Source organism: Oligella ureolytica DSM 18253 (genome assembly GCF_000373745.1).
Classification (GTDB): Bacteria; Pseudomonadota; Gammaproteobacteria; order Burkholderiales; family Burkholderiaceae_B; genus Oligella; species Oligella ureolytica.
The window spans coordinates 1-19,989 of record NZ_KB892288.1; the positions used below are offsets into that span (position 1 = coordinate 1).

Sequence of the window (19,989 nt, forward strand, 5' to 3'; positions counted from 1 at the left end):
GTCTCGTCAAGGTGCATGCGCAGTCGCTTTTGAAAGCGATTTGCATCAATTGTTTAAAAGCTGCCAATAAGCTTAGGATAGTTGCGCCTAATTTTGCCTAAAAGGCAGAATTAGGCAGATAAATGCCAAAAAAACAGGCATTTATCGATAAAAGCGGGGTGAAATTTGTCGAAAATTTCCAAAAAAATCAAAAAATCAAAAAATTTCCAAGTAGAACAGAAATCCGGTATTTAACTGCTTTTATGCAAAAGTCTCTTTAATGTGATTTTTGCCTTGCCGTAATACTATTTAAAGTCAAAATGGCGTTTTCTACGTTTTCTATTATAAGCCTGAGTCCACATAGTGGCTCCGCGACAAGTCCTTTCTGTACTGTCAAAGAGATTGTAAATAATCGGTCATCACATACCACAGTTATAGCATTCCACAAAGAAACCTCATTGTGGATTACCAGATTGAATATGAGTCGACACGAGAAAAACGCTTAATTTAATCTTGATAAATAATTCAACTTTTATCTTGCAAGATGAAAAACGCCATGAATCTTACCAGTAGACCCAAGGCGTACCTATCGTTCTATCTAGCTATTTAAAGTCTTCAACCTAAACAACTCAACATCTCGTCTAAACTTTGGAATTAAGTCTAAAACCTTTGGTATATCCTGCTTAACCGTATCCCCTACAATATCCAAATCAATTGCATAATATCCATGAACCATTTTATGCCTCATTGCTGCCATATCTTTCAATGGTAACGTTTTATTTACAGCTATAAAGTCGGGAAATTTCAATGATATTACTGCGGCAATTTCTCCTGATGTAAGAATATCTAATGTCAGAGAACGCTGTAACAGCCTCTTAGTTTTAAACTCCTCTTCTCTTACACCATCAATATCTCGAAGTATGGCTTCAGCATATTCCTTTATATGCTCGATCTGCTCGCCTAACTTGAACTTGCTCCTATCCTAATGAGATAGCTATTTCAATGATTTTGTTTTTATGCTTCGGCGGTAATTGATTTTCAGTCACAATATCAACCTCTACGCCTAATAATTCTGATAATTCATTTTTCAGTCTCGAGAGCATGAATAAGGTAATATCACGTTACGCTTGAATTAAAAAATCAATGTCACTTTCTTCAGTGTCTTCACTGTGCAATCGAACCAAATATCTTAGGGTTTTTAATCAAAAGATAGTTTGAAAAAACTCTCTTAACTCCTTGATTATATTTGCTTAATGCTTCAGAAGGCTTCATAACTTTTCTCCGAAAAAGCTAGCGACTTAATACGAATTGTGCTACTTTGAGGATTAACTTAGCTTAAACTCACTTCATTGCCGTTTTGCAAAACTCACACCTATCTAGTTTCCCAACTACTACTACTGACACTAGCAATGCCTTATCTGCAATCTTATAAATAAGTATAAATCTTGTGTATAGGAGCATGTATTGGTATCTTCAAGTGTTACCTTGTACCTTCTCGTAAAATATAAAACGCAAAATCCCCGCTAAGCCTTTGCTCTAGCGGGGATTTTATATACTTCCAAATAGCTTTAACGCTGCTTGAATCAATTCTTTGGCGGTTGAGAGACATTCATATCAGAACCTATAATCCTCGTAATCAAAGGGTTTTGATAATTACAAAAATAAATATACCAACTTTTATACCAACAAATTTATTTGTGTCTTATTTGCACTTTTCCATGGGGTTTGTTTTACCAATCACTCTTTGGTCATTCTTTATGGTGTGATTTCTAATCGCATCAGTTAATTCCTTGGGGGCGGCTCTATGATTTTAATTACCCGCAATGACGGGTATTTAAGGGGGCGGTGATTTACGGAACTTACCCGTAAATCTAATGAGTATCAAAAAAGGTCTGTATCTGGTAGCCAGCCTCACTTAATCGCCTTGATACAGTGGTACTTGATAAGCCTATCTCTTCACCGATTCTTTTAAGCGTCATCTTAGCAAGGTATCTACCGTAGATTATTGCCTTGTATTCGTCATTTAGTGATTCTATGGCCGCTGCGGTGCGTTTAACCTTAGTAAGCCTATGTGCTTCTCTTTCTAACCTGCTTAATTCGTTGTCACCTCCAAAGAATACTCTTTCAGCAATTGATGGTAAATAGCCTTTTGAGTGGTATTCAGCCCATTGTGAAAGGCGTAAATCTAGATAGGTGTTTCTCACTGTAAGCCTCTAACAAATCATTCTGCCAGCAAATATTATAAGGTTAGCCGCCAATTGCGTTTTAGTCGCTCGGGGATTAAAGCCATTTCAAATGGCAATATTAATTTACACCTTTCAGCGGTATTTAAAAGCCTTTCGTACTTATTCCATGTCTAACTAGTGATGACAGTCTTAAAACGCCTTACAGACGCTCTCACGGCCTTACATCACCATTTGCTAGCACTACATACCCGTAACCAAGGGTATCAGTTGCCTTTTAACTGCTAGTGAGCCAGCACAATAAGAAGTTAACATCTTACGGTGAGCCAATATTTTCTATAAACGACTGTGTGGGTGGTCTAGTGGTGAAGCAAGCTATCAACTTTTACCCCGCCCCCGCATGGTGTTTGCATGGGGTTGTTTTATAGTCTTGGCTTATGTTTGGTTGCAAGGTGAGCCAAAGTAACTTTGGGCTTATTCTCATGCTCACCAGCACTGCGACTATATCAAGTTCATATCAAGGTGCTAACTTCCTCAAATTGAGGGAGTTGAATTACTTTTTTAATCTATGGTTTTATAAGGTTTTGCACCGAAATAATCTTGTTGCAATCTTGTTGCAATCTTGTTGCTGCCTTGGGGTAATCTTGGGGGCTTACCGCATGGCCTAAGCATGTAATCCATACCCGATAAATGAGAACATTAAACCATCTGTTAAACGCTTCTACAGGCTCTTAGAGCGGTTATTTAGTTTTTCGGCATCATTACCCTAAGCACACCGTCATTTTGCTGTCCTGCTGCGTAAATCTCGCCCTAATCTAACCCTAGGCTTTTGTATGTCCTCAAGTTGAGGGTGCTCACTGTAACCCTTGATCTGTACGCCCAGTTTGGGGGTTGAGGTCGTATGCTCACTAAACCCATGGTATAACCCTTACCGTAACCCTTAACTTAACCCTTGCCGTAATCTTGCCGTTACCCTTACCTAACCCTCACCGTAATATCACCGTTACCTAAGAGCCATCACATGAGCTTTAAAAGTGGTTCAGGCTCACAAATAACATCAATGGCCTGTCCTCAATTTGAGGGTAGCCGCAATCTTACGGTAACCATGCAATCAATTGCTTATGAGGCTGTCCCATTTGAGCGTGGGAGGGTGTCACATTTAAGTGTAGGAGGGTCTTACCGCATGGGGTTTGTGTCAATACCACCAAAGCGGGGTTCTCGGTGGTGAAGTATTTTCACTAGGGTGGTGATCCTTTTTCACTAGGTCAGAATCAGTAACCGTTTCTCTTTTGGTAACCGTTTTTTTCTTACTCACTTTTAACGATGAGCTAACCATCTGCTAATTGTTCATATGCTTTTTATCAGGTGCGTTTACTCTTTTATTTGTTTATAAATGACTACTACAGATGGCTTATCTAGATAGTGTACGGATATCGAACATAGGAAACACGAAAATACGCCCATATAAGTACGGATATCGGGCTTAGAGCAAGCCCCCTAAGTACGGATATCGGGCTTATAGCCCTGCCTATTGGTACGGATATAGGGCAAGGCGTGTTAATTTTGCTTCCAGTCTTTATAAGCACCACGTGGTAGAGATTGAGAACCGCAATCCATTTCTTTTGAGTGATGTAATCCTAACCAAGTTACCGCATACCACGCCGCCTTATTAGGTAGACTACCTTTACGTGTGCAAAAGATAAGCCCTCGCTCCTCTAGTATGTCCAATGAGCGCCTTAAGCTACTTTTGCTTGTCCAGCCACGCTTTTCTGATAGATAACGCCATGAGGCGCTAAGCCGTCCATTATTGGTAGAACTTAATTGCATGGCTATATCAAGTAAAAGCTTAAGTGGTTGGCCTTGCAAGGTCTTAAAGGCTTCGCTTTCCATCACTACATGAGGCAATGCCAAAAAAGTTGTACCATCACGATCAGCTTTATTTTTCTTATTGCTGTATCTCGCCATGCTCTACTACCTCAATAGCCCGTTCAAGCTGCTTAAGGGCTTGTTTAGCACGCTTATAGCCGTCCCTATGGTCATCAGCATTAGCCATGGCTTTAATGGCCACTGCCTGAGCAACAACAAGCATTGATGTTTTCTCTAATGGCTGGTTGCTTCTAGTGCCTGCTTCAATACCTGCCGTCTTGTTGATTAGACGGTTTATGTTTGAGTGAACAAAATGCGGCTTGCTTGAATCTGTGGAAAGCCTAGCAACGCCATCATGTAAAGCGTGATAGGTAGGTAAATACTCTGTTTCTCGTGTAATGATATTTTTTCTAGCTGCTGCAAATGCTTTAACCATACGAAACTTTAAATCTACTACTCGTTCAGTGTTTGCACTCAAGGAAAGTAAAAAGAAGCACTGATTTTCATTAAGTAAGGCGTATCTTTCTGGTTGGCCTACCCCACCTAATACCTCCGTTTGAAACGGAAGTATTCCATAGCCTTTAAATTTAGTTTCGTACTTTCTAATATTTTGAATAACGTTTCTATGCTTAATACCTAAATTATCAGCAATCAAACGGCTATCAACTCGGTATTCTTTGCCTTTAACCTCAAGTGTAATGCTAGTCATTGCTCGCCCCCTTAACAAGGAAATAACGCTTTACAGGTACTGGTTTACCGAAGCGGGTAGGCACTTTTTCCATTACACCGTGAATGATATAGCCATCTTTTCTAAGGCTGCTAATTGTAGAGTTAAGGCAGTGGTCGCCGTACCTTTCAGCTTCAAAGCGGTTTAAGCTTCGCTTCTGTAGCAGTTCCAATATACGGGCTTTTTTAGTTTGGGGATTAATTGGCTTTTTACCATCTTTGGCAGTATTGCAAATGTTATACTGCTTTTGGTCTTTTGCGCTCTCATTGCTTTTAGTAGTGGGGGCGTTTTTCATTTCACCACCTCCAAGCCTTTATTTTCTTCTCGCCATGCTATCGGGTCATCTAGAAAGTCCTTGATAGTGCTATAGCGCCATCTGTTCAAACGTACCCCATTGATATCAGGCCTTGGCATCTGCTTTCTTCTCAGCCACGCTCTGGGGGTGTGAATAGATACACCAAGGTGATCGGCAATCTCTTTCATTGTCCAGTAGCGATCTAGTTCAGGGTGTCTGTTGTTGGTTTGGTTGCTGTCATCTAGCCTTGTATCTTGAGGCATTGCTTTATCTCCAAAAGTGTTAACAATGCTTAAAAGTTTAAGAGGCTAAAAGATAAATAAATAGGTGGTTAGGTTCAGATAACCTAGGGTGGTGGGGGTTTTTAGGGGGTGGTTAGGTTAGCTGTCACCCCCGTATTTAAAGGCTTCTATGGTGGGCGGGTTATTTTAAATAATCTTGATTTGGCGCTGTTACTGTGGATTGTATCGCTACTAAGCTTTCGCCTAGGTGGGTAGGTTAGGGTGATAGGGTGGGTATGTTAGCTCAAGCCCTTGTGATAGGTCGCTGGTTACACACCTAATCTTGGATTGCCGCCCCCTTGCCTCCAGTTGAAAACCGTTAATATTCGCTCTTTTGCTGATTTTGTTAGACTTCTAGTATCTGAATCATTCTCGGTCATTCTCTCTAACTCAGCTTCAAGCGCCTGCTTTGGTGATTTTTTAATAACATCTTGTTTTCCGTTCTCTGTTACAGTATTCCAAAGTTTTAAGCCTACCTTAGCCTCTAAGGGGAAATACTCGCTATTGATGGGCACAATACAGTAACCTGATAGCTGCTTTTTAAGCGCCTCGTTCTCTGCTTTTAACGCCTCATTAGCTGCTTTAAGCTCTTCCAGTCTAGCGTTAAACTCAGGGTCGTTTACAACGGTCTGGTTGCTATTTGTATTGGCTTCATTCTTCACGTATGAGATTGGCCATAATATATTGATGGTGCTACATAATTTTCCGATATCATTAACATCAAGTTGCCAATACTCTTCATAATCCGTAACGTTACCTGCGTTCGGTGATAGCCTAATTAACCCCTCCATCACATTACGCCTTAGCATTTCTTTATAAGCTGAGAAAGCTCTGTAAAAGCCGTCCCGATCTTCCTCATCGTCATAGAAATCACATCTTGTAATGATATCGCTAGCTTCTTCAAGGCTTAAGTATGCTCTTGCCATATATGGCTTAAGCCATGCGGGTATTTGCTCTATTGGTAAAGGCCAATCAATGAGCTCATCGGGATCATTAATAATTAAAGCGGGCTCTTCCCATGGAATAGGCCAGTTTAAGCCCGATTCATGGCAATATTGCCTAATATCCAATACATCAAGCTGCCACTGGGATTCAGGATCTGTACGACTTCCATGCTTGGGTGATAAAGATATACGGCCTTGATCTACCGCTTGCCTTAGTAATTCCCTATAAGCATATTCTCCAATATCACAAAGGAACCTGCTATCTAGAGCATCACGGCTAAACTCTCGATGATTGGGAAACTCTTCACAAAAGGCTATCGTAAAGGCTGCCTCATTAAGGCTTAGGTAAGGCATTAAATGCTTTGGTTTAAACCATGCGGGCGGCTCTTTGCTCTTCTGCTGCTGTATCGCCTCTATATCAAGTCCGTTTTTCTTAAGAGCTTCATTAAAGCCCTCACGATACCAGCCTAAGTTATCTAAATCTCTTGTATCAAACCATAGCGGATCTTCCATAGGATACTCTTCAAACCTGTAATATGAACTGTCTAAATTTTCAAGCTCTTCAAGCGGCAAATTCCTAGAGATAATTACCTCTAACAAGTGTTTGTATTCTAAGGATTCGTCCGAAAATGGTTCAATTGAAATTATTTCATTAGTTAAGCCGTTCAACATAGCCTTATGCGGCACGCTGTCATTTTCTACTCTTATTAGTAGCTGTGCAATTTCTGCCTCTGTAGTGGTCGGGAATACCTCTTTAATAGCTTCAAACGCTTCACGAATAGAGATAAATTTACTTTGATATTCTTGATTTAATTCTTTAATTAATCCCATGCCAATACCTCAGCCAATAGGTAGCCAATACTTGATAAAGAGCTAACCTCATTCCGCTTGGCTGTGCGGTTTTCGCCCCGTCGGGCTAGAGGTTAGCAAAGCCATTATACTGTTTTTTCATACAGTCATGTACTCCCATTTATCTTAATGTATCTTTGTAAAATGGATTACAGGCTAATCAAGCAGTACTAAGCTATTTTGGTAGGCAGTTGAATAACCCGCTTTTCCTTTAGAGCGTCCAAGTGATCCGCCCATTCTTGCATCATGGCTGTGCGCTGCGGCAAATACTCAGCATAGTTATACGCCTTTGATACATCATCATCGTTTTCTGAGTGTGCTAATTGCAGTTCAATATGAGCATGGTTGTACCCTTGCTCATGTAAAGCAGTACTAGCCACGCCACGGAAGCCATGGCCACACATTCGCCCCCTATAGCCCATGCGGTACAAGGCGTATAGAATCGTGTTATTACTCATATGCTCACCCCTGCCTACAGTGTCGGGCGGGAAAACAAAGCCGCTGCCATTGTCATACTTTTTCAGCTCGTCTAGTATCTCTATTACTTGCTCAGCCAATGGCACAATATGCGGCCTATCCATCTTCATACGCTCTGCGGATAAGTTCCAACGCTTAGCCTCAAAATCAAATTCTTCCCATCTAGCTTTGATTAGCTCACTGGTACGTACAAAGGTGTAAGTCATCATCTTTAACGCCAATACAGTCACTTCACTGCCTGCGTAATCATCGATATCTCTTAAGAGCTCCGGTAACTCGGTTAAGGGTATTCTTGGGTAGTTGCGTTTTTTACGCTTTTTTAATATATCGCTAGGCCTAATATCAGCTACTGGGTTATTGGGTACTAAGTCATGAGCCACCGCATACCTCATTATTTGGCTACACTTTTGTAAGTTTCTCTTAGCTATATCGATAGCGCCCCGATTCTCGATTTTCTTTACCAACTCTTTAAAGCTTCCTGTCGTTAGCTCAGTAATTGGTGCTTCTCCTATTTCGGGCAATATATCCAATTCAATACGCCGCCATACTTGCTTAGCGTGTTTCTCTGAAACGCTGGGCTGCCAATGCTCATACCAAGCCTCAGCTACCAGCCTAAAGGTATTCAGTCGGGCAATAGCCTGCGCTCTCTGCTGTGCCTTTCTGTCCTCCATGGGGTCAATACCCTCTTGTAATAGTTTTCTAGCCTCTGCGTGCTGCTCTCTAGCCTTAGCAAGGCTTACCTCTGGGTATACGCCAATAGCAAGGGTTTTTTGTTTGTCATTAAATCGATAAGCATAACGCCAATACTTAGAGCCATTAGGATTAACAAATAACTGCAATCCTTGGCCATCACTCAGCTTATAAAGCTTTTCCTTTGCCTTAGCGTTCCTTATTTTTGTGTCTGTTAGGCTCATTTGTTGGTATCTCCTTTTTGGTCATTTGATACATACCAACTTTTATACCAACTTATGTTGGTATCTTCAAGCCCTACTTTGTACCCTCTTATCTACCTTACAGACAACAAAAAACCCCGCATAACCTTGATATATGCGGGGTTTGAGTCTTTTTGTATCGTTAAATACTTAGTAATATGGCGGATTGAGAGGGATTCGAACCCTCGATACGTCTCCGTATACACGCTTTCCAAGCGTGCGCCTTCAGCCACTCGGCCACCAATCCTAATTAGATAGATGCTAAAACCATCGACTAACAAATGATGATTACTACACACTAAGCGAGAGATTTTAGCACTTATAACGCTTCACGGCAATGAAAAGCCGTTATTCGTCACAAACAGATTTCTATAGGTTTTGTAGACTTAAAATACGCTCAACGTAACGGGAGAGTAAATCCACTTCGATATTAACCTCGCCCCCGCGTTGAAGATGTTTCAACGTAGTCACGTCTAAGGTATGAGGAATCAAGTTGATACTAATCTCGCAACCATCCGCATTGTCCTCGACTGAATTTACAGTCAGACTGACACCATTGACGACAACAGAGCCTTTATAAGCAAGGTATTTGCTTAATTCAGCAGGAGTTTGGATTTTAAGGAGATGAGATTCGCCTACCGGTTCAAAGACTGTAATTACGCCTTTACCATCCACATGCCCTGCCACAATATGACCATCTAGCGTATCGCCTAGACGCATAGCATGCTCTAAGTTTACTTCACCTATCTGATCCAACCCGACTGTCTTATTCAATGACTCACGAGATACTTCAACCTCAAAACTTGTCTCATCAAAAGCAATGACAGTCATACAAGCACCTTGAATAGCGATTGAATCACCCAGCTTAATACGACTTAAATCAAAATTATTAGCTTGCACATGCAAACGCACACCACTGTCTTTATCATCAGCAGTACCCAATGGCGTCACTGATTTAATATGACCAACACCCGTAATAATTCCTGTAAACATCTCTTCTCTCTTACTTTTCAGAAACAGCAGTCAACAACGCTTGCCAGCGCTTATCATCGCGCGCTCTTAAGCGCACATCAACACCAACCGCCTGCTGTTCAAAAAACACCATTTGCTTCGCATCACTCAGTTTTTCTAAAGGTGATAAAGCAAATACCTCTCTGCCCGGGCCAATGATTTTCGGTGCTATATAAAGTAGCACCTCATCAACCAAACCTGCATTTAAAAACCCGGCATTTAGACGTGGACCGGCTTCTAAATGCACTTCATTTATTTCATTTATCGCTAAATAATCCATGATGCCATGTAGGTCCAGCGCCTGCCCATCGACCCCATCAAGGGCTAAGGGCATCTTAATAATACGAGCGTTTTTCTCTTGCTCTAAAAAACGCTGTTTTTCTAGCTCCTGCGCTGTAAACACCCTATCTTCGACAAAAACCCACACCGGATCCTCATTAAAAATAGTCGCTGCAACATCAATAACAAATAAGCGATCAATCACTGCTCTAATAGGTTGACGCGGTGTTTCAATGGCGCGTACATTAAGCAAGGGGTTGTCGGCTTGTAAGGTACCTATCCCGGTTAAAACCAAACAACTACGAGCACGCCAGTGCTGACCATCATCGCGTGCAGTAGAAGACGTAATCCACTTAGATTCGCCATTGGCTAAAGCGACCTTACCATCCATGGAGCTAGCGAGTTTTGTCCGTACCCACGGCCTTTTGTTGAGCATCCGTGCGATAAAGCCGGTGTTTAGCTCAAGCGCTTCTTCGGCTAAGACTCCTGTATTGACCTCAATCCCCTCTGCCTGCAATTTGTCCACACCTCGACCGCCAACCAATGGATTAGGATCAAGCATCGCAATAACAACGCGCGCCGCTTGGTGGCGAATAATCGCATCTACACAGGGCGGAGTACGACCATGATGACTACACGGCTCCAAGGTAACGTAAAAAGTAGCACCTTTTAACGCTGCCTCGTTACCCCTAGCAATGGCGTTCTTAATGGCTTGAATTTCGGCATGGTCATGGCCGACTTGTTGAGTACTGCCCTGCCCGATTAACTGCTGATCGTGCACAATAACACAACCGACGCGAGGGTTAGGAGAGGTCAGATAAAGAGATTCTTCAGCAAGCCGAATGGCTTCAGCCATCCAATAGCTATCCTGTTCGGCCTGTAAAGGGTCGAGATTAATGCTCATAAGCATAGTTATTGTTTAGGCGCCGTGCTTTTCTTTTGCATCTCGCCAATTGCTTTGACAAACTCATCGATATGTTCAAAGCTTTGATACACCGACGCAAAACGCACGTAAGCCACCTGATCCAGCTCTTTAAGCGTCTCCATGACAAGCTCACCCACTGCGTCCGTGCTGACTTCCTTTTCGCCCAGATTAAATAAAGCATCTTGAATATCTATCAAGGCCTTATCTCGGGCTTCGGTACTCACGGGGCGCTTGCGCAAAGCCATATTCATACTGGCTTCGACTTTGGATAAATCAAACTCAGTACGCCTGCCATCACGTTTGACCACAACAGGCATGACCTTTTCGACTCGCTCAAAGGTGGTAAAGCGCTTCTCGCAGTCAGGGCAACGACGGCGACGACGAATCACATTACCTTCATCTTGCCAACGTGAATCAATGACTTGTGTATCAGTATTACTGCAAAAAGGACATTTCATATTTTTTCAGATCACCCTACCCACCGGAGCAAGGCGATCTATTTCTCACAATTTACCTATTACTTATAAACAGGGAACTGAGCAGTTAATGCGTTAACTTTTGAGCGTACTTCTTCTAAGAAAGCCTCATCATGAGGATTTTCCAGAACATCTGCAATTAGATTAGCGGTTAACTCGGCTTCGGCTTCTTTGAAACCACGAGTCGTCATCGCCGGCGAACCAATGCGAATACCGCTGGTAACAAATGGCGTTTCCGGGTCATTAGGAATGGCATTTTTATTAACCGTAATATGTGCTTTACCTAAAGCAGCTTCTGCTTCTTTACCGGTAATACCCTTGCTGCGTAAGTCAACCAGCATAACATGGCTTTCGGTGCGACCGGACACAATGCGCAAACCGCGTTTTGTTAAGGTGTCGGCTAATACCTGAGCGTTTTTAATAACCTGTGCGCCCCACGCCTTGAACTCAGGCTCCATCGCTTCCTTAAAGGCAACCGCTTTACCCGCAATAACGTGCATTAAAGGACCACCTTGGAGACCGGGGAAAATAGCTGAGTTAATGATTTTCTCGTGCTCAGCCTTCATCATGATAACGCCGCCGCGTGGGCCACGTAGTGATTTATGTGTAGTTGAGGTCACGAAATCAGCGTGTGGAACCGGATTAGGGTACTGGCCGGAAACGACTAGACCGGCATAATGAGCGATATCAACCATGAAATAGGCACCGACCTCTTTAGCGATCTTAGCCATGCGTTCAAAATCAATTTTTAGGGCATAAGCTGACGCACCACCTACGATTAATTTTGGTTTGTGCTCTTTAGCTAAACGCGCTAGCTCGTCATAGTCAATCTCTTCTTCGTCATTTAAACCATAATGAACGAAGTTGTATAGCTTACCTGAGGCATTAACCGGTGCGCCATGAGTTAAGTGACCACCTTCTGCTAAACTCATACCCAGCACCGTATCACCCGGTTTTAGCACGGCAAGATAAACACCTTGGTTAGCTTGCGAGCCGGAGTTGGGCTGAACGTTGGCCGCCTCAGCACCAAACAATTGCTTTAAACGATCAATCGCTAACTGCTCAACAATATCTACATACTCACAACCGCCATAGTAACGACGGCCGGGGTAACCCTCTGCGTATTTATTGGTCAGCTGTGAGCCTTGAGCCTGCATAACAGCCGGACTGGTGTAGTTTTCAGAAGCGATTAATTCGATATGCTGCTCCTGACGCTCATCTTCTTTTTGTATGGCTGCCCATAAATCCGGATCGACTTTGTCCAGTGTGTTGCTGCGCTCAAACATTGATAAAACTCCTAATTGAAGGTAGATAGAATAAAAAAACAAAGACCCCATTACTCACTTGATGGGTCTTAACATCCTCATCACGACGAAACCGCTGACTCTACGACTCAGCTAAACGTGGATTTAAGGTATAAGTACCGGTAATTGTCGCTTCTGCCAGCACATGCTGCGCCATGGCCTTAACCACATCAGCACACTTAAAATTACCCTCAAGCGGTAACTGCTCTATATCAAGCGCATAAAGTGTGAAATGATAATGGTGTACCAATGAATCATTAAATGGTGGGCAAGGACCGTCATAGCCGAAGTAATCACCCTTCATATCAGGGTCACCGGCAAACCACTCGGTAAAGTTATTTATACCATGACGCAAACCACCGGGAGCCGAAGGGCCGCCCTTACCCTTAGGGGTTACATCTTTCGAATGCGCACCCTCTTTGATCTCAGTCACATCAGCGGGAATATCAATTAACGCCCAGTGATAAAACTCCACTCGCGGCAAATCAGCAGGCACCTCACGATCTAGCTGATTAACATCATCCGGCTTACTCGGTACATCGCTATCGACACAAACCATCACAAAGGACTTAGTACCTTCAGGCGCATCAGTCCAACTAAAGTGCGGATTGATATTAGAAGATAAGGCGATATTACTCTGCTTATCCATCTTGCCAAAAGCAAAACGCGGATCGATTGCTTGATTATGTTGAATCGAATGGCTACTTAAATTCATAGAAAGACCTCCAAATATGATGGCTCCATCAGCGAAACCTAGCTAATTGTAACTCGCGCAAACTTACGCTTACCAACCTGAATTACGTATGTACCGGCAGCTAATGCTAAACCACGATCCTCGATGCGCTGACCATCGACACGCACACCGCCTTGTTGAATATTACGGCTAGCCTCAGAGCCCGAACTCGCTAAACCGGCATCTCTTAAGATGTGAACAATACTTAAAGGTGCGCCCTCTAACTCAATCTCAGGCATATCCTCAGGGATTTGACCGTCACGGAAACGTGCTTCGAAGCGCTGCAAAGCGCCCTCGGCTGCTGACGCACTGTGGAATCGAGTAATAATCTCCTGAGCCAACATCACTTTAAGATCACGAGGATTGCGACCATTTTCTGTCTCCTTGCGGAAGCCTTCAATGGCTTCAAGGCTATGCGTAGACAGCAAAATAAAGTAGCGCCACATCAACTCATCTGAGATTGACATAATCTTACCGAACATACTATCAGGGTCTTCGGTAATACCGATGTAATTATTTTTAGATTTAGACATTTTATGAACACCGTCTAACCCCTCAAGTAATGGCATCGTCAATACGCACTGCGACTCTTGACCATATTCTTTTTGCAAATCACGACCGACTAACAAATTAAACTTCTGGTCCGTACCGCCCAACTCAATATCACTCTTAAGCTGTACAGAGTCATAACCCTGTAGTAAGGGATAAATAAATTCATGAATGGCAATCGGCACGCCACCCTTGTAGCGCTTAGTGAAATCATCACGTTCAAGCATGCGCGCTACGGTATAACGAGAGGCTAGCGAAATCAAATCACGAGAACTCAGCTTATCACACCACTCGGAGTTATAACGAATCTCGGTCTTTTCAGGATCTAAAATAAGAGAGGCCTGCTCATAATAGGTTTTGGCATTGAGCTGAATTTGCTCTTTGGTTAACGGCGGGCGAGTGGTGTCACGACCGCTAGGGTCACCAATTAAGGCAGTAAAGTCACCAATCAGAAAAATCACCTGATGACCCAAATCTTGTAACTGACGCATTTTGTTAAGCACAACCGTATGGCCTAGATGAATATCCGGCGCCGTTGGGTCAAGACCCAATTTGATACGTAAAGGAACGCCTGTGTCCTTACTACGCTGCATTTTCTGCATTAGTTCGCTTTCGACTAACAATTCATCACAGCCACGCAGAACGATGCGCAATTCGTCTTTTACTTCTTGACTGATCTGAAGTTCTTGCTCAGACATCGATTGTTTAACTCCAAAAGTTTTATTATTCGTCTTAAATTTGTAGGACAAAATACCCAAGAGGCAACATGCCTATTCTGTGTTAGATTATAACCTTTCCTAGACCAAAGTATTGCTTCCTGAGGTGCTTTTTCATGAACCTACAATCTCCTTATTTTATCGGCATCATGTCCGGCACCAGCACGGATGGCGTAGATGCAGCATTAGTAAAAATAAATGAGCATGACGCCACACCGGCTAAACTGATTGCTACCAGCAGCTTGGACATTCCCATGAGTCTCAGGGAGGCTATTCTTAACCTCAACCAAAGCGGCCCTGACGAACTGCGCCTTGCAGCAGAGGTATCACTGGAGCTGGGTAAGTTATACGCCGATGCGACACAAAATATTTTATTAGAAAACAGCTTACTCGCTGATGACATCAATGCCTTGGGTATTCATGGCCAAACCGTCAGACATCGGCCTGAGCGCGGCTATAGTATCCAATTAAATGCACCAGCATTAGTTGCTGAATTAACCGGCATTGATGTGGTGTCAGATTTTAGAAGTCGCGATATTGCAGCCGGCGGCCAAGGTGCCCCATTAATTCCGGCCTTTCATCATGCCATGTTTCGCGACCACCACAAAGCCCGCGCCCTATTAAATATTGGCGGCATTTCCAACTTAAGTCTATTGCACCCCCAACAGGCGACGAGCGGCTTTGACTGTGGCCCGGGCAATATGCTGCTGGACTACTGGTGTCACAAGCACTTGGGACAAAAATTCGATAAAGACGGTGTATGGGCAGCGAGCGGAGCAATCAATGAGTCGCTCCTTGATTTTCTGACTGAGTCAGAAAGTTGGTTCACTTTACCCCCACCGAAGTCCACTGGTCGGGACCTCTTTAACGGTCAGTGGCTAGAAGAAAAGCTAGAGACTTTTTTTAAACTACACCCTACCGTTGACAGCTATCAAGGGGCTGATATTCAAGCAACCCTTGTTGCTCTGACAGTTAAAAGTATTATTGACAGCTTAAAAAAACATGCTGGCGACACCGAGGAGCTTATTGTCTTTGGCGGTGGTGCAGCAAATCCGTTAATCATGAAGCAACTGGCTGCTGCCTTAGACTATCCGGTATTAAGCAGTGATACCTATGGCATTGGCACTCAAGCAATGGAGTCAATGGCCTTTGCCTGGTTGGCATGGGCTTTTAGACAACGCCTAGCGACTTGCACGCCCGATATGACAGGAGCCCGCCACGCAAGCGTAGCAGGCTCCCTACATCCGGCTTAATCTAATCAAAACTCATTAGAGCGGATCAGATTAAACGAATTACAATCAACTAATTAAATATCAAATGATGAACCGCAACCACATGTCGTTGAGGCATTAGGGTTTCGAATAACAAATTGCGACCCCTCGATGTCCTCTTTGTAGTCGATCTCAGCACCGAACAAATACTGGAAACTCATTGGGTCAACCAATAAAGTCACGCCGTTTTTATTGATGCGGGTATCATCATCACTCACTTCTTCGTCAAAAGTAAAACCATACTGGAAACCGGAACAGCCACCACCCTGCACAAAAACGCGCAATTTTAAATCAGGATTACCCTCGTCGATTAATAAATCGCGCACCTTGTCTGCGGCTGAATCCGTGAAAACTAAGGGTGCTGGAGGGGTTTGTAAATCTACTTGCTCAATACTCATAATCTTGCTCCAATGCCTCTAAAAAGCATACATACAATAACTGGTTAGTTAATTTTAGCACAGGGCAACTAAACACCCTACTATACCCACTATTAGATCAGTGACTTTAAAACTAAATAATTCTTTAAATACAATTACTTAAAGCTCAATCGTCTTGCTTAGCTTAATACTCTTACCCTCTAAGACGTTAAGAGTGACGGTCTTAGGACTAAAACCAAAAGGAATAATTAACAAGCCCTCGCGACGCTGAATGCGATTGAAGTTTAGCTCTAACATGGGGCTCATCCCTTCTATTTTCAAGTCAGCCGCTTTTAATTCGCCACTACCTTGTGCAATGCTACCGATCAAGGAATTTTCGTCAGCGGTCGGCTCAGCGTTGGGTGACACCGCCGGATAAAGCTCAACCACCTGCTCCTCGCCATCTTTTTCACCCGTTGCCGTAAACTGCAAACGCCCCGAGAAAGGTGCCTGAAGACCACGACCGCTCACGGACAGCATGAGTTTAAAATTAATATACATCCCCTCTTGATACGCCTCAAAGCCTCTCAAGCTCAGCGCACCATCAGGTCCAGCCGGAATCATTTCCTCGTAAAAAGCCAACTCACCACTCAGGTGTGTCACCTCATCATTGAGGCGCTCAATTTCCCGACTGTACTGAATAATCATCGCGTTATCAAGCAAGGCCTTGGCTTTTTGCTCATGATAAAGATTTTCAATTGCCTGATAATTAATCATCGCCTGACTCTTTTCATAATCGACCTGCTCAGAAAGTTTGGCTCGCCAACTATCCTGCTCACGGCGTAATTCAGCCTGCTGATAGTAATAGACCGAGCCACCACCGATTGCCATTCCCAGAAACAGCAAAAACAAACGGGCAACCATACTACGGCAACACCGCGACAAAATCCAGACCGGCAGACTCTGACAATCCGAACATCAGATTCATGTTTTGCACCGCCTGACCTGCTGCACCTTTTACTAAGTTATCCTGTACTACAAGAATAATTAAGGTGTCACCATCACCCGGTCGTGACAAGGCAATACGCAAATCATTAGAGGCACGGACTGCTCTGGTTTCAGGCAGACTGCCGGCCGGCATCACATCAATAAAACGCTCATCACTATAACGCGCTTCGTAAAGAGCTTGGAAATCCGTATCTCTCGCCTCCGGCTTGATACGCACATAAATAGTTGAAAACATACCGCGAATCATCGGAACCAAATGTGGCACAAACGTCAACCCCACCGGCTCACCGGCAATAGCAGCTAAATGCTCGCTGATTTCAGGGTGATGGCGGTGACCACTGACCCCATAAGCTTTAAAGCTATCCCCTGCTTCTGAAAAGAGATTGGCCACAGAGGCGCCGCGACCCGCACCTGACACGCCTGACTTACAATCCGCAATGATGCCGTCTAACTCGATCAACCCCTTTTCTAATAGTGGTGCCAAACCAAGAATAACAGTCGTCGGGTAGCAGCCGGGATTACCGATGAGCTTAGCCTGTTTAATTTTGTCGCGATTAATTTCCACCAAACCGTAGACACTGTCATTTTTCAACAAATCAGGGCAACTGTGCGGCAGCTTATACCATTTTTCAAAGGTATCTAAATCCTGCAAACGAAAATCTGCCGCTAAGTCGATCACTTTAACACCAGCGTCAATCAACTCACGGGCCTGCGACATCGCAACACCATGAGGGGTCGCAAAAAACACCACATCACAATCGCTAAGTGACGCATTATCCGGCGTCACGAAACGTAAGTCGACCCTGCCTCGTAAACTGGGGAACATGTCAGCAACCGCCACTCCCTCTTCACTACGAGAAGTGATAGCGTGCAAATCAACGTGAGGGTGCTGAGATAAAATGCGTAACAATTCTACGCCAGTGTAACCAGTACCACCAACAATACCTACCTTAATTTTCTGATGAGAAGCAGTCATGACTTATTCCTGTGTTGTTCTTTAACTTATTTATGATGATGAGCACACATGATGAGCGCACGCGCAATCTTTTATTTTAAATGATCGCCAGTCTATTTAATTAACACGCGTTAGGGCATCATAAAACGACGCTCTGCATATTGCAATATATGTACTTATACGATTTGGATTAACACCCTATTGGACAACCATTTAGTAAAAAAGTTTTCAGACGCACTACAATAAAGTCATCTTATTTTAAGGAAACAGCAGATGCTCTATAAGCACTTTAAGCTCTTACATATCATCGGTCTCTGTTTATTTACAGCCAGTCTTGTTATTTTTTAGTGCTAACTTTACTCCAGGCGCACATGAAAATAGTGCAGTTATCTTAAATAACCGCCACTTAATCAACTTGACCACTTGGGGCTAGGCACACCCGGTTTGATTTTATTATTTTTTGATGGCCTCATGATGATTATGAGGCGCGGTGCTCACTTTGAGCGTCGTCGATGGCTAATTCTTTATCTGGTTGCGGCGGCTATCACCATGATTATCACTACCGTTGCTCTAAGCCCGTTAGGCTCTGAAATTTATAATGTGGCACAAACCCTCCCGCACGATCCAGACATTACCAGCAAATACCTTGCACTCAAGGAGATTGAATCCATGCTCGCTGTGCTGGTTTTATGCTTTGCTGTGATCGCCATTTATCTGCCAATGACTAAACCTCGATTTTGCCGCAAGAAACAAAAAAAGCCACAACCAAATAAATGATTGTGGCTTTTAGCATAACTCCGTTGGCGTAATAAATTAACGCTTAGAGAACTGCTTACGACGACGTGCGCCGCGTAGACCAACTTTCTTACGCTCAACTGCACGAGCATCACGAGTAACAAAACCGGCTTTAGAAAGCTCAGGTTTTAGTGAACCATCGTAATCAATTAATGCGCGGGTAACACCGTGGCGTACAGCACCGGCCTGACCACTCTCACCACCACCATGTACGTTAACTTGGATGTCGAAATCTTCTAACATACCTAATAACGCTAATGGCTGACGAGAGATCATGCGACCAGTCTCACGACCGAAGAAATCGTCAAGGCTTTTGCCATTGACAACGAAATTACCAGAACCTTTTTTCAAGAAAACACGAGCAACCGAGGTTTTGCGGCGACCCGTGCCATAATTCCATTCACCAATCATGACTTATCCTTAAATATCAAGCTGTTGTGGTTGCTGAGCAGTATGAGGATGCTCTTCACCTGCATACACCTTGAGTTTTTTAAACATGGCGTAACCTAAAGGACCTTTAGGCAGCATACCTTTAACTGCTTTTTCTAACGCACGACCAGGGAAACGCTCCTGCATCTTGCGGAAGTTAGTCTCACGGATACCACCTGGGTAACCGGTGTGATGGTAGTATTTCTTGTCTTCGAACTTAGCGCCTGTCACTACAATGTCAGCTGCATTGATAATAACGATGTAATCGCCGGTGTCAACGTGAGGGGTATACTCTGGTTTATGCTTACCGCGCAAACGGCGTGCAACTTCGCTGGCTACACGTCCTAAAACTTTGCCTTTTGCATCGACAACATACCAGTCACGTTTGACTTCATGGGGTTTTGCCACAAAAGTCTTCATGATTCTTTATCCTTAAAAATGAAAATCCTCGTGCTCGCCATGCCATTATTAATAAGAGTGGCAGTACAAGCTAGAGTAAGCCGATAATATTAACACAAAGAAAGAAAATAGCATAATAAAAAACGTTAAAGCGATGTAAAAACAAAGCTTTAGCGTTGTATTTCAGTAAAAACTTCTATGCCAGCAGTCTAAAGCGACTTAAACAGCAGCATAAAAGCATAAAACCAAA

22 protein-coding genes and 1 tRNA gene are annotated in these 19,989 nt (G+C 43.4%); 3 read left to right on the plus strand and 20 right to left on the minus strand.

Annotated elements, in window-relative coordinates:
* The first annotated feature begins 122 nt into the window (after positions 1-122).
* The gene (locus B092_RS15585; RefSeq protein WP_018573850.1) at positions 123-260 is read left to right on the plus strand and encodes a hypothetical protein; all 138 of its coding nucleotides are present in this window, start codon (positions 123-125) and stop codon (positions 258-260) included.
* A gap of 317 nt (positions 261-577) precedes the next feature.
* Here the strand turns inward: B092_RS15585 and B092_RS16105 are convergent, their stop codons facing one another.
* The 15 genes from B092_RS16105 to tyrS form a co-directional block, all read right to left on the minus strand.
* Positions 578-931, minus strand: a complete 354-nt coding sequence (locus tag B092_RS16105; RefSeq protein WP_083907452.1) for a HepT-like ribonuclease domain-containing protein — start codon at positions 929-931, stop codon at positions 578-580.
* 919 nt (positions 932-1,850) lie between these two features.
* On the minus strand, positions 1,851-2,183 hold the full coding sequence (locus B092_RS0103475; RefSeq protein WP_018573853.1) for a sigma factor-like helix-turn-helix DNA-binding protein: 333 nt from the start codon (positions 2,181-2,183) through the stop codon (positions 1,851-1,853).
* Positions 2,184-3,719: 1,536 nt separating this feature from the next.
* Positions 3,720-4,127, minus strand: coding sequence for a hypothetical protein (locus B092_RS13575; protein WP_018573854.1), 408 nt, complete (start codon positions 4,125-4,127; stop codon positions 3,720-3,722).
* Positions 4,108-4,737 (minus strand): Rha family transcriptional regulator, encoded by a 630-nt coding sequence (locus tag B092_RS14920; protein ID WP_018573855.1) that lies wholly within the window; start codon positions 4,735-4,737, stop codon positions 4,108-4,110. The genes B092_RS13575 and B092_RS14920 overlap by 20 nt, the downstream gene beginning before the upstream one ends.
* Complete coding sequence (locus B092_RS13585; RefSeq protein ID WP_018573856.1) at positions 4,730-5,050, minus strand: helix-turn-helix domain-containing protein; 321 nt, start codon at positions 5,048-5,050, stop codon at positions 4,730-4,732. The genes B092_RS14920 and B092_RS13585 overlap by 8 nt, the downstream gene beginning before the upstream one ends.
* Positions 5,047-5,313: a helix-turn-helix transcriptional regulator gene (locus B092_RS13590; RefSeq protein WP_018573857.1), complete on the minus strand. Its 267-nt coding sequence runs from the start codon at positions 5,311-5,313 to the stop codon at positions 5,047-5,049. Before B092_RS13590 ends, B092_RS13585 begins: the two co-directional genes overlap by 4 nt.
* 287 nt (positions 5,314-5,600) lie before the next feature.
* Positions 5,601-7,106 (minus strand): hypothetical protein, encoded by a 1,506-nt coding sequence (locus tag B092_RS0103500; protein ID WP_018573858.1) that lies wholly within the window; start codon positions 7,104-7,106, stop codon positions 5,601-5,603.
* Between the two features lie 188 nt (positions 7,107-7,294).
* A complete protein-coding gene (locus tag B092_RS0103505; protein WP_018573859.1) occupies positions 7,295-8,515 on the minus strand; it encodes a tyrosine-type recombinase/integrase in 1,221 nt (406 codons plus the stop codon).
* A gap of 177 nt (positions 8,516-8,692) precedes the next feature.
* Positions 8,693-8,780, minus strand: a tRNA-Ser gene (locus tag B092_RS0103510).
* A gap of 122 nt (positions 8,781-8,902) precedes the next feature.
* Positions 8,903-9,526, minus strand: coding sequence for a riboflavin synthase (locus B092_RS0103515; protein ID WP_018573860.1), 624 nt, complete (start codon positions 9,524-9,526; stop codon positions 8,903-8,905).
* A 10-nt stretch (positions 9,527-9,536) separates the two neighbouring features.
* The gene (ribD, locus tag B092_RS0103520; protein ID WP_018573861.1) at positions 9,537-10,727 is read right to left on the minus strand and encodes a bifunctional diaminohydroxyphosphoribosylaminopyrimidine deaminase/5-amino-6-(5-phosphoribosylamino)uracil reductase RibD; all 1,191 of its coding nucleotides are present in this window, start codon (positions 10,725-10,727) and stop codon (positions 9,537-9,539) included.
* Between the two features lie 8 nt (positions 10,728-10,735).
* Positions 10,736-11,206, minus strand: a complete 471-nt coding sequence (nrdR, locus tag B092_RS0103525) for a transcriptional regulator NrdR (protein ID WP_018573862.1) — start codon at positions 11,204-11,206, stop codon at positions 10,736-10,738.
* Positions 11,207-11,265: 59 nt separating this feature from the next.
* Positions 11,266-12,510, minus strand: coding sequence for a serine hydroxymethyltransferase (gene glyA / locus B092_RS0103530; protein ID WP_018573863.1), 1,245 nt, complete (start codon positions 12,508-12,510; stop codon positions 11,266-11,268).
* 100 nt (positions 12,511-12,610) lie between these two features.
* Entirely contained in the window at positions 12,611-13,243 is a 633-nt protein-coding gene (locus B092_RS0103535; protein WP_018573864.1) for a YbhB/YbcL family Raf kinase inhibitor-like protein, read from the minus strand.
* Positions 13,244-13,281: 38 nt separating this feature from the next.
* Positions 13,282-14,508 (minus strand): tyrosine--tRNA ligase, encoded by a 1,227-nt coding sequence (gene tyrS, locus B092_RS0103540; protein WP_018573865.1) that lies wholly within the window; start codon positions 14,506-14,508, stop codon positions 13,282-13,284.
* A gap of 134 nt (positions 14,509-14,642) precedes the next feature.
* On the opposite strand from tyrS, the gene B092_RS0103545 reads away from it, so the two are divergent.
* Entirely contained in the window at positions 14,643-15,779 is a 1,137-nt protein-coding gene (locus B092_RS0103545; protein ID WP_018573866.1) for an anhydro-N-acetylmuramic acid kinase, read from the plus strand.
* 53 nt (positions 15,780-15,832) lie between these two features.
* Here B092_RS0103545 and erpA read toward each other — a convergent pair whose 3' ends face one another.
* From erpA to argC, 3 genes are all read right to left on the minus strand, one after another.
* On the minus strand, positions 15,833-16,195 hold the full coding sequence (erpA, locus tag B092_RS0103550; RefSeq protein WP_018573867.1) for an iron-sulfur cluster insertion protein ErpA: 363 nt from the start codon (positions 16,193-16,195) through the stop codon (positions 15,833-15,835).
* A gap of 138 nt (positions 16,196-16,333) precedes the next feature.
* Positions 16,334-17,077 (minus strand): hypothetical protein, encoded by a 744-nt coding sequence (locus tag B092_RS0103555; RefSeq protein ID WP_018573868.1) that lies wholly within the window; start codon positions 17,075-17,077, stop codon positions 16,334-16,336.
* Between the two features lies 1 nt (position 17,078).
* A complete protein-coding gene (gene argC, locus B092_RS0103560) occupies positions 17,079-18,137 on the minus strand; it encodes an N-acetyl-gamma-glutamyl-phosphate reductase (RefSeq protein WP_018573869.1) in 1,059 nt (352 codons plus the stop codon).
* Between the two features lie 423 nt (positions 18,138-18,560).
* Here argC and B092_RS0103565 point away from each other — a divergent pair, with 423 nt between their 5' ends.
* Positions 18,561-18,893 carry a hypothetical protein gene (locus B092_RS0103565; RefSeq protein ID WP_018573870.1) on the plus strand — a complete coding sequence of 111 codons (333 nt, stop codon included), beginning with the start codon at positions 18,561-18,563 and terminating at the stop codon, positions 18,891-18,893.
* Positions 18,894-18,929: 36 nt separating this feature from the next.
* On the opposite strand, the gene rpsI is transcribed toward B092_RS0103565, so the two are convergent.
* Entirely contained in the window at positions 18,930-19,322 is a 393-nt protein-coding gene (gene rpsI, locus B092_RS0103570; RefSeq protein WP_018573871.1) for a 30S ribosomal protein S9, read from the minus strand.
* A 9-nt stretch (positions 19,323-19,331) separates the two neighbouring features.
* Positions 19,332-19,760 carry a 50S ribosomal protein L13 gene (gene rplM / locus B092_RS0103575; protein ID WP_018573872.1) on the minus strand — a complete coding sequence of 143 codons (429 nt, stop codon included), beginning with the start codon at positions 19,758-19,760 and terminating at the stop codon, positions 19,332-19,334.
* Between the last annotated feature and the right edge of the window lie 229 nt (positions 19,761-19,989).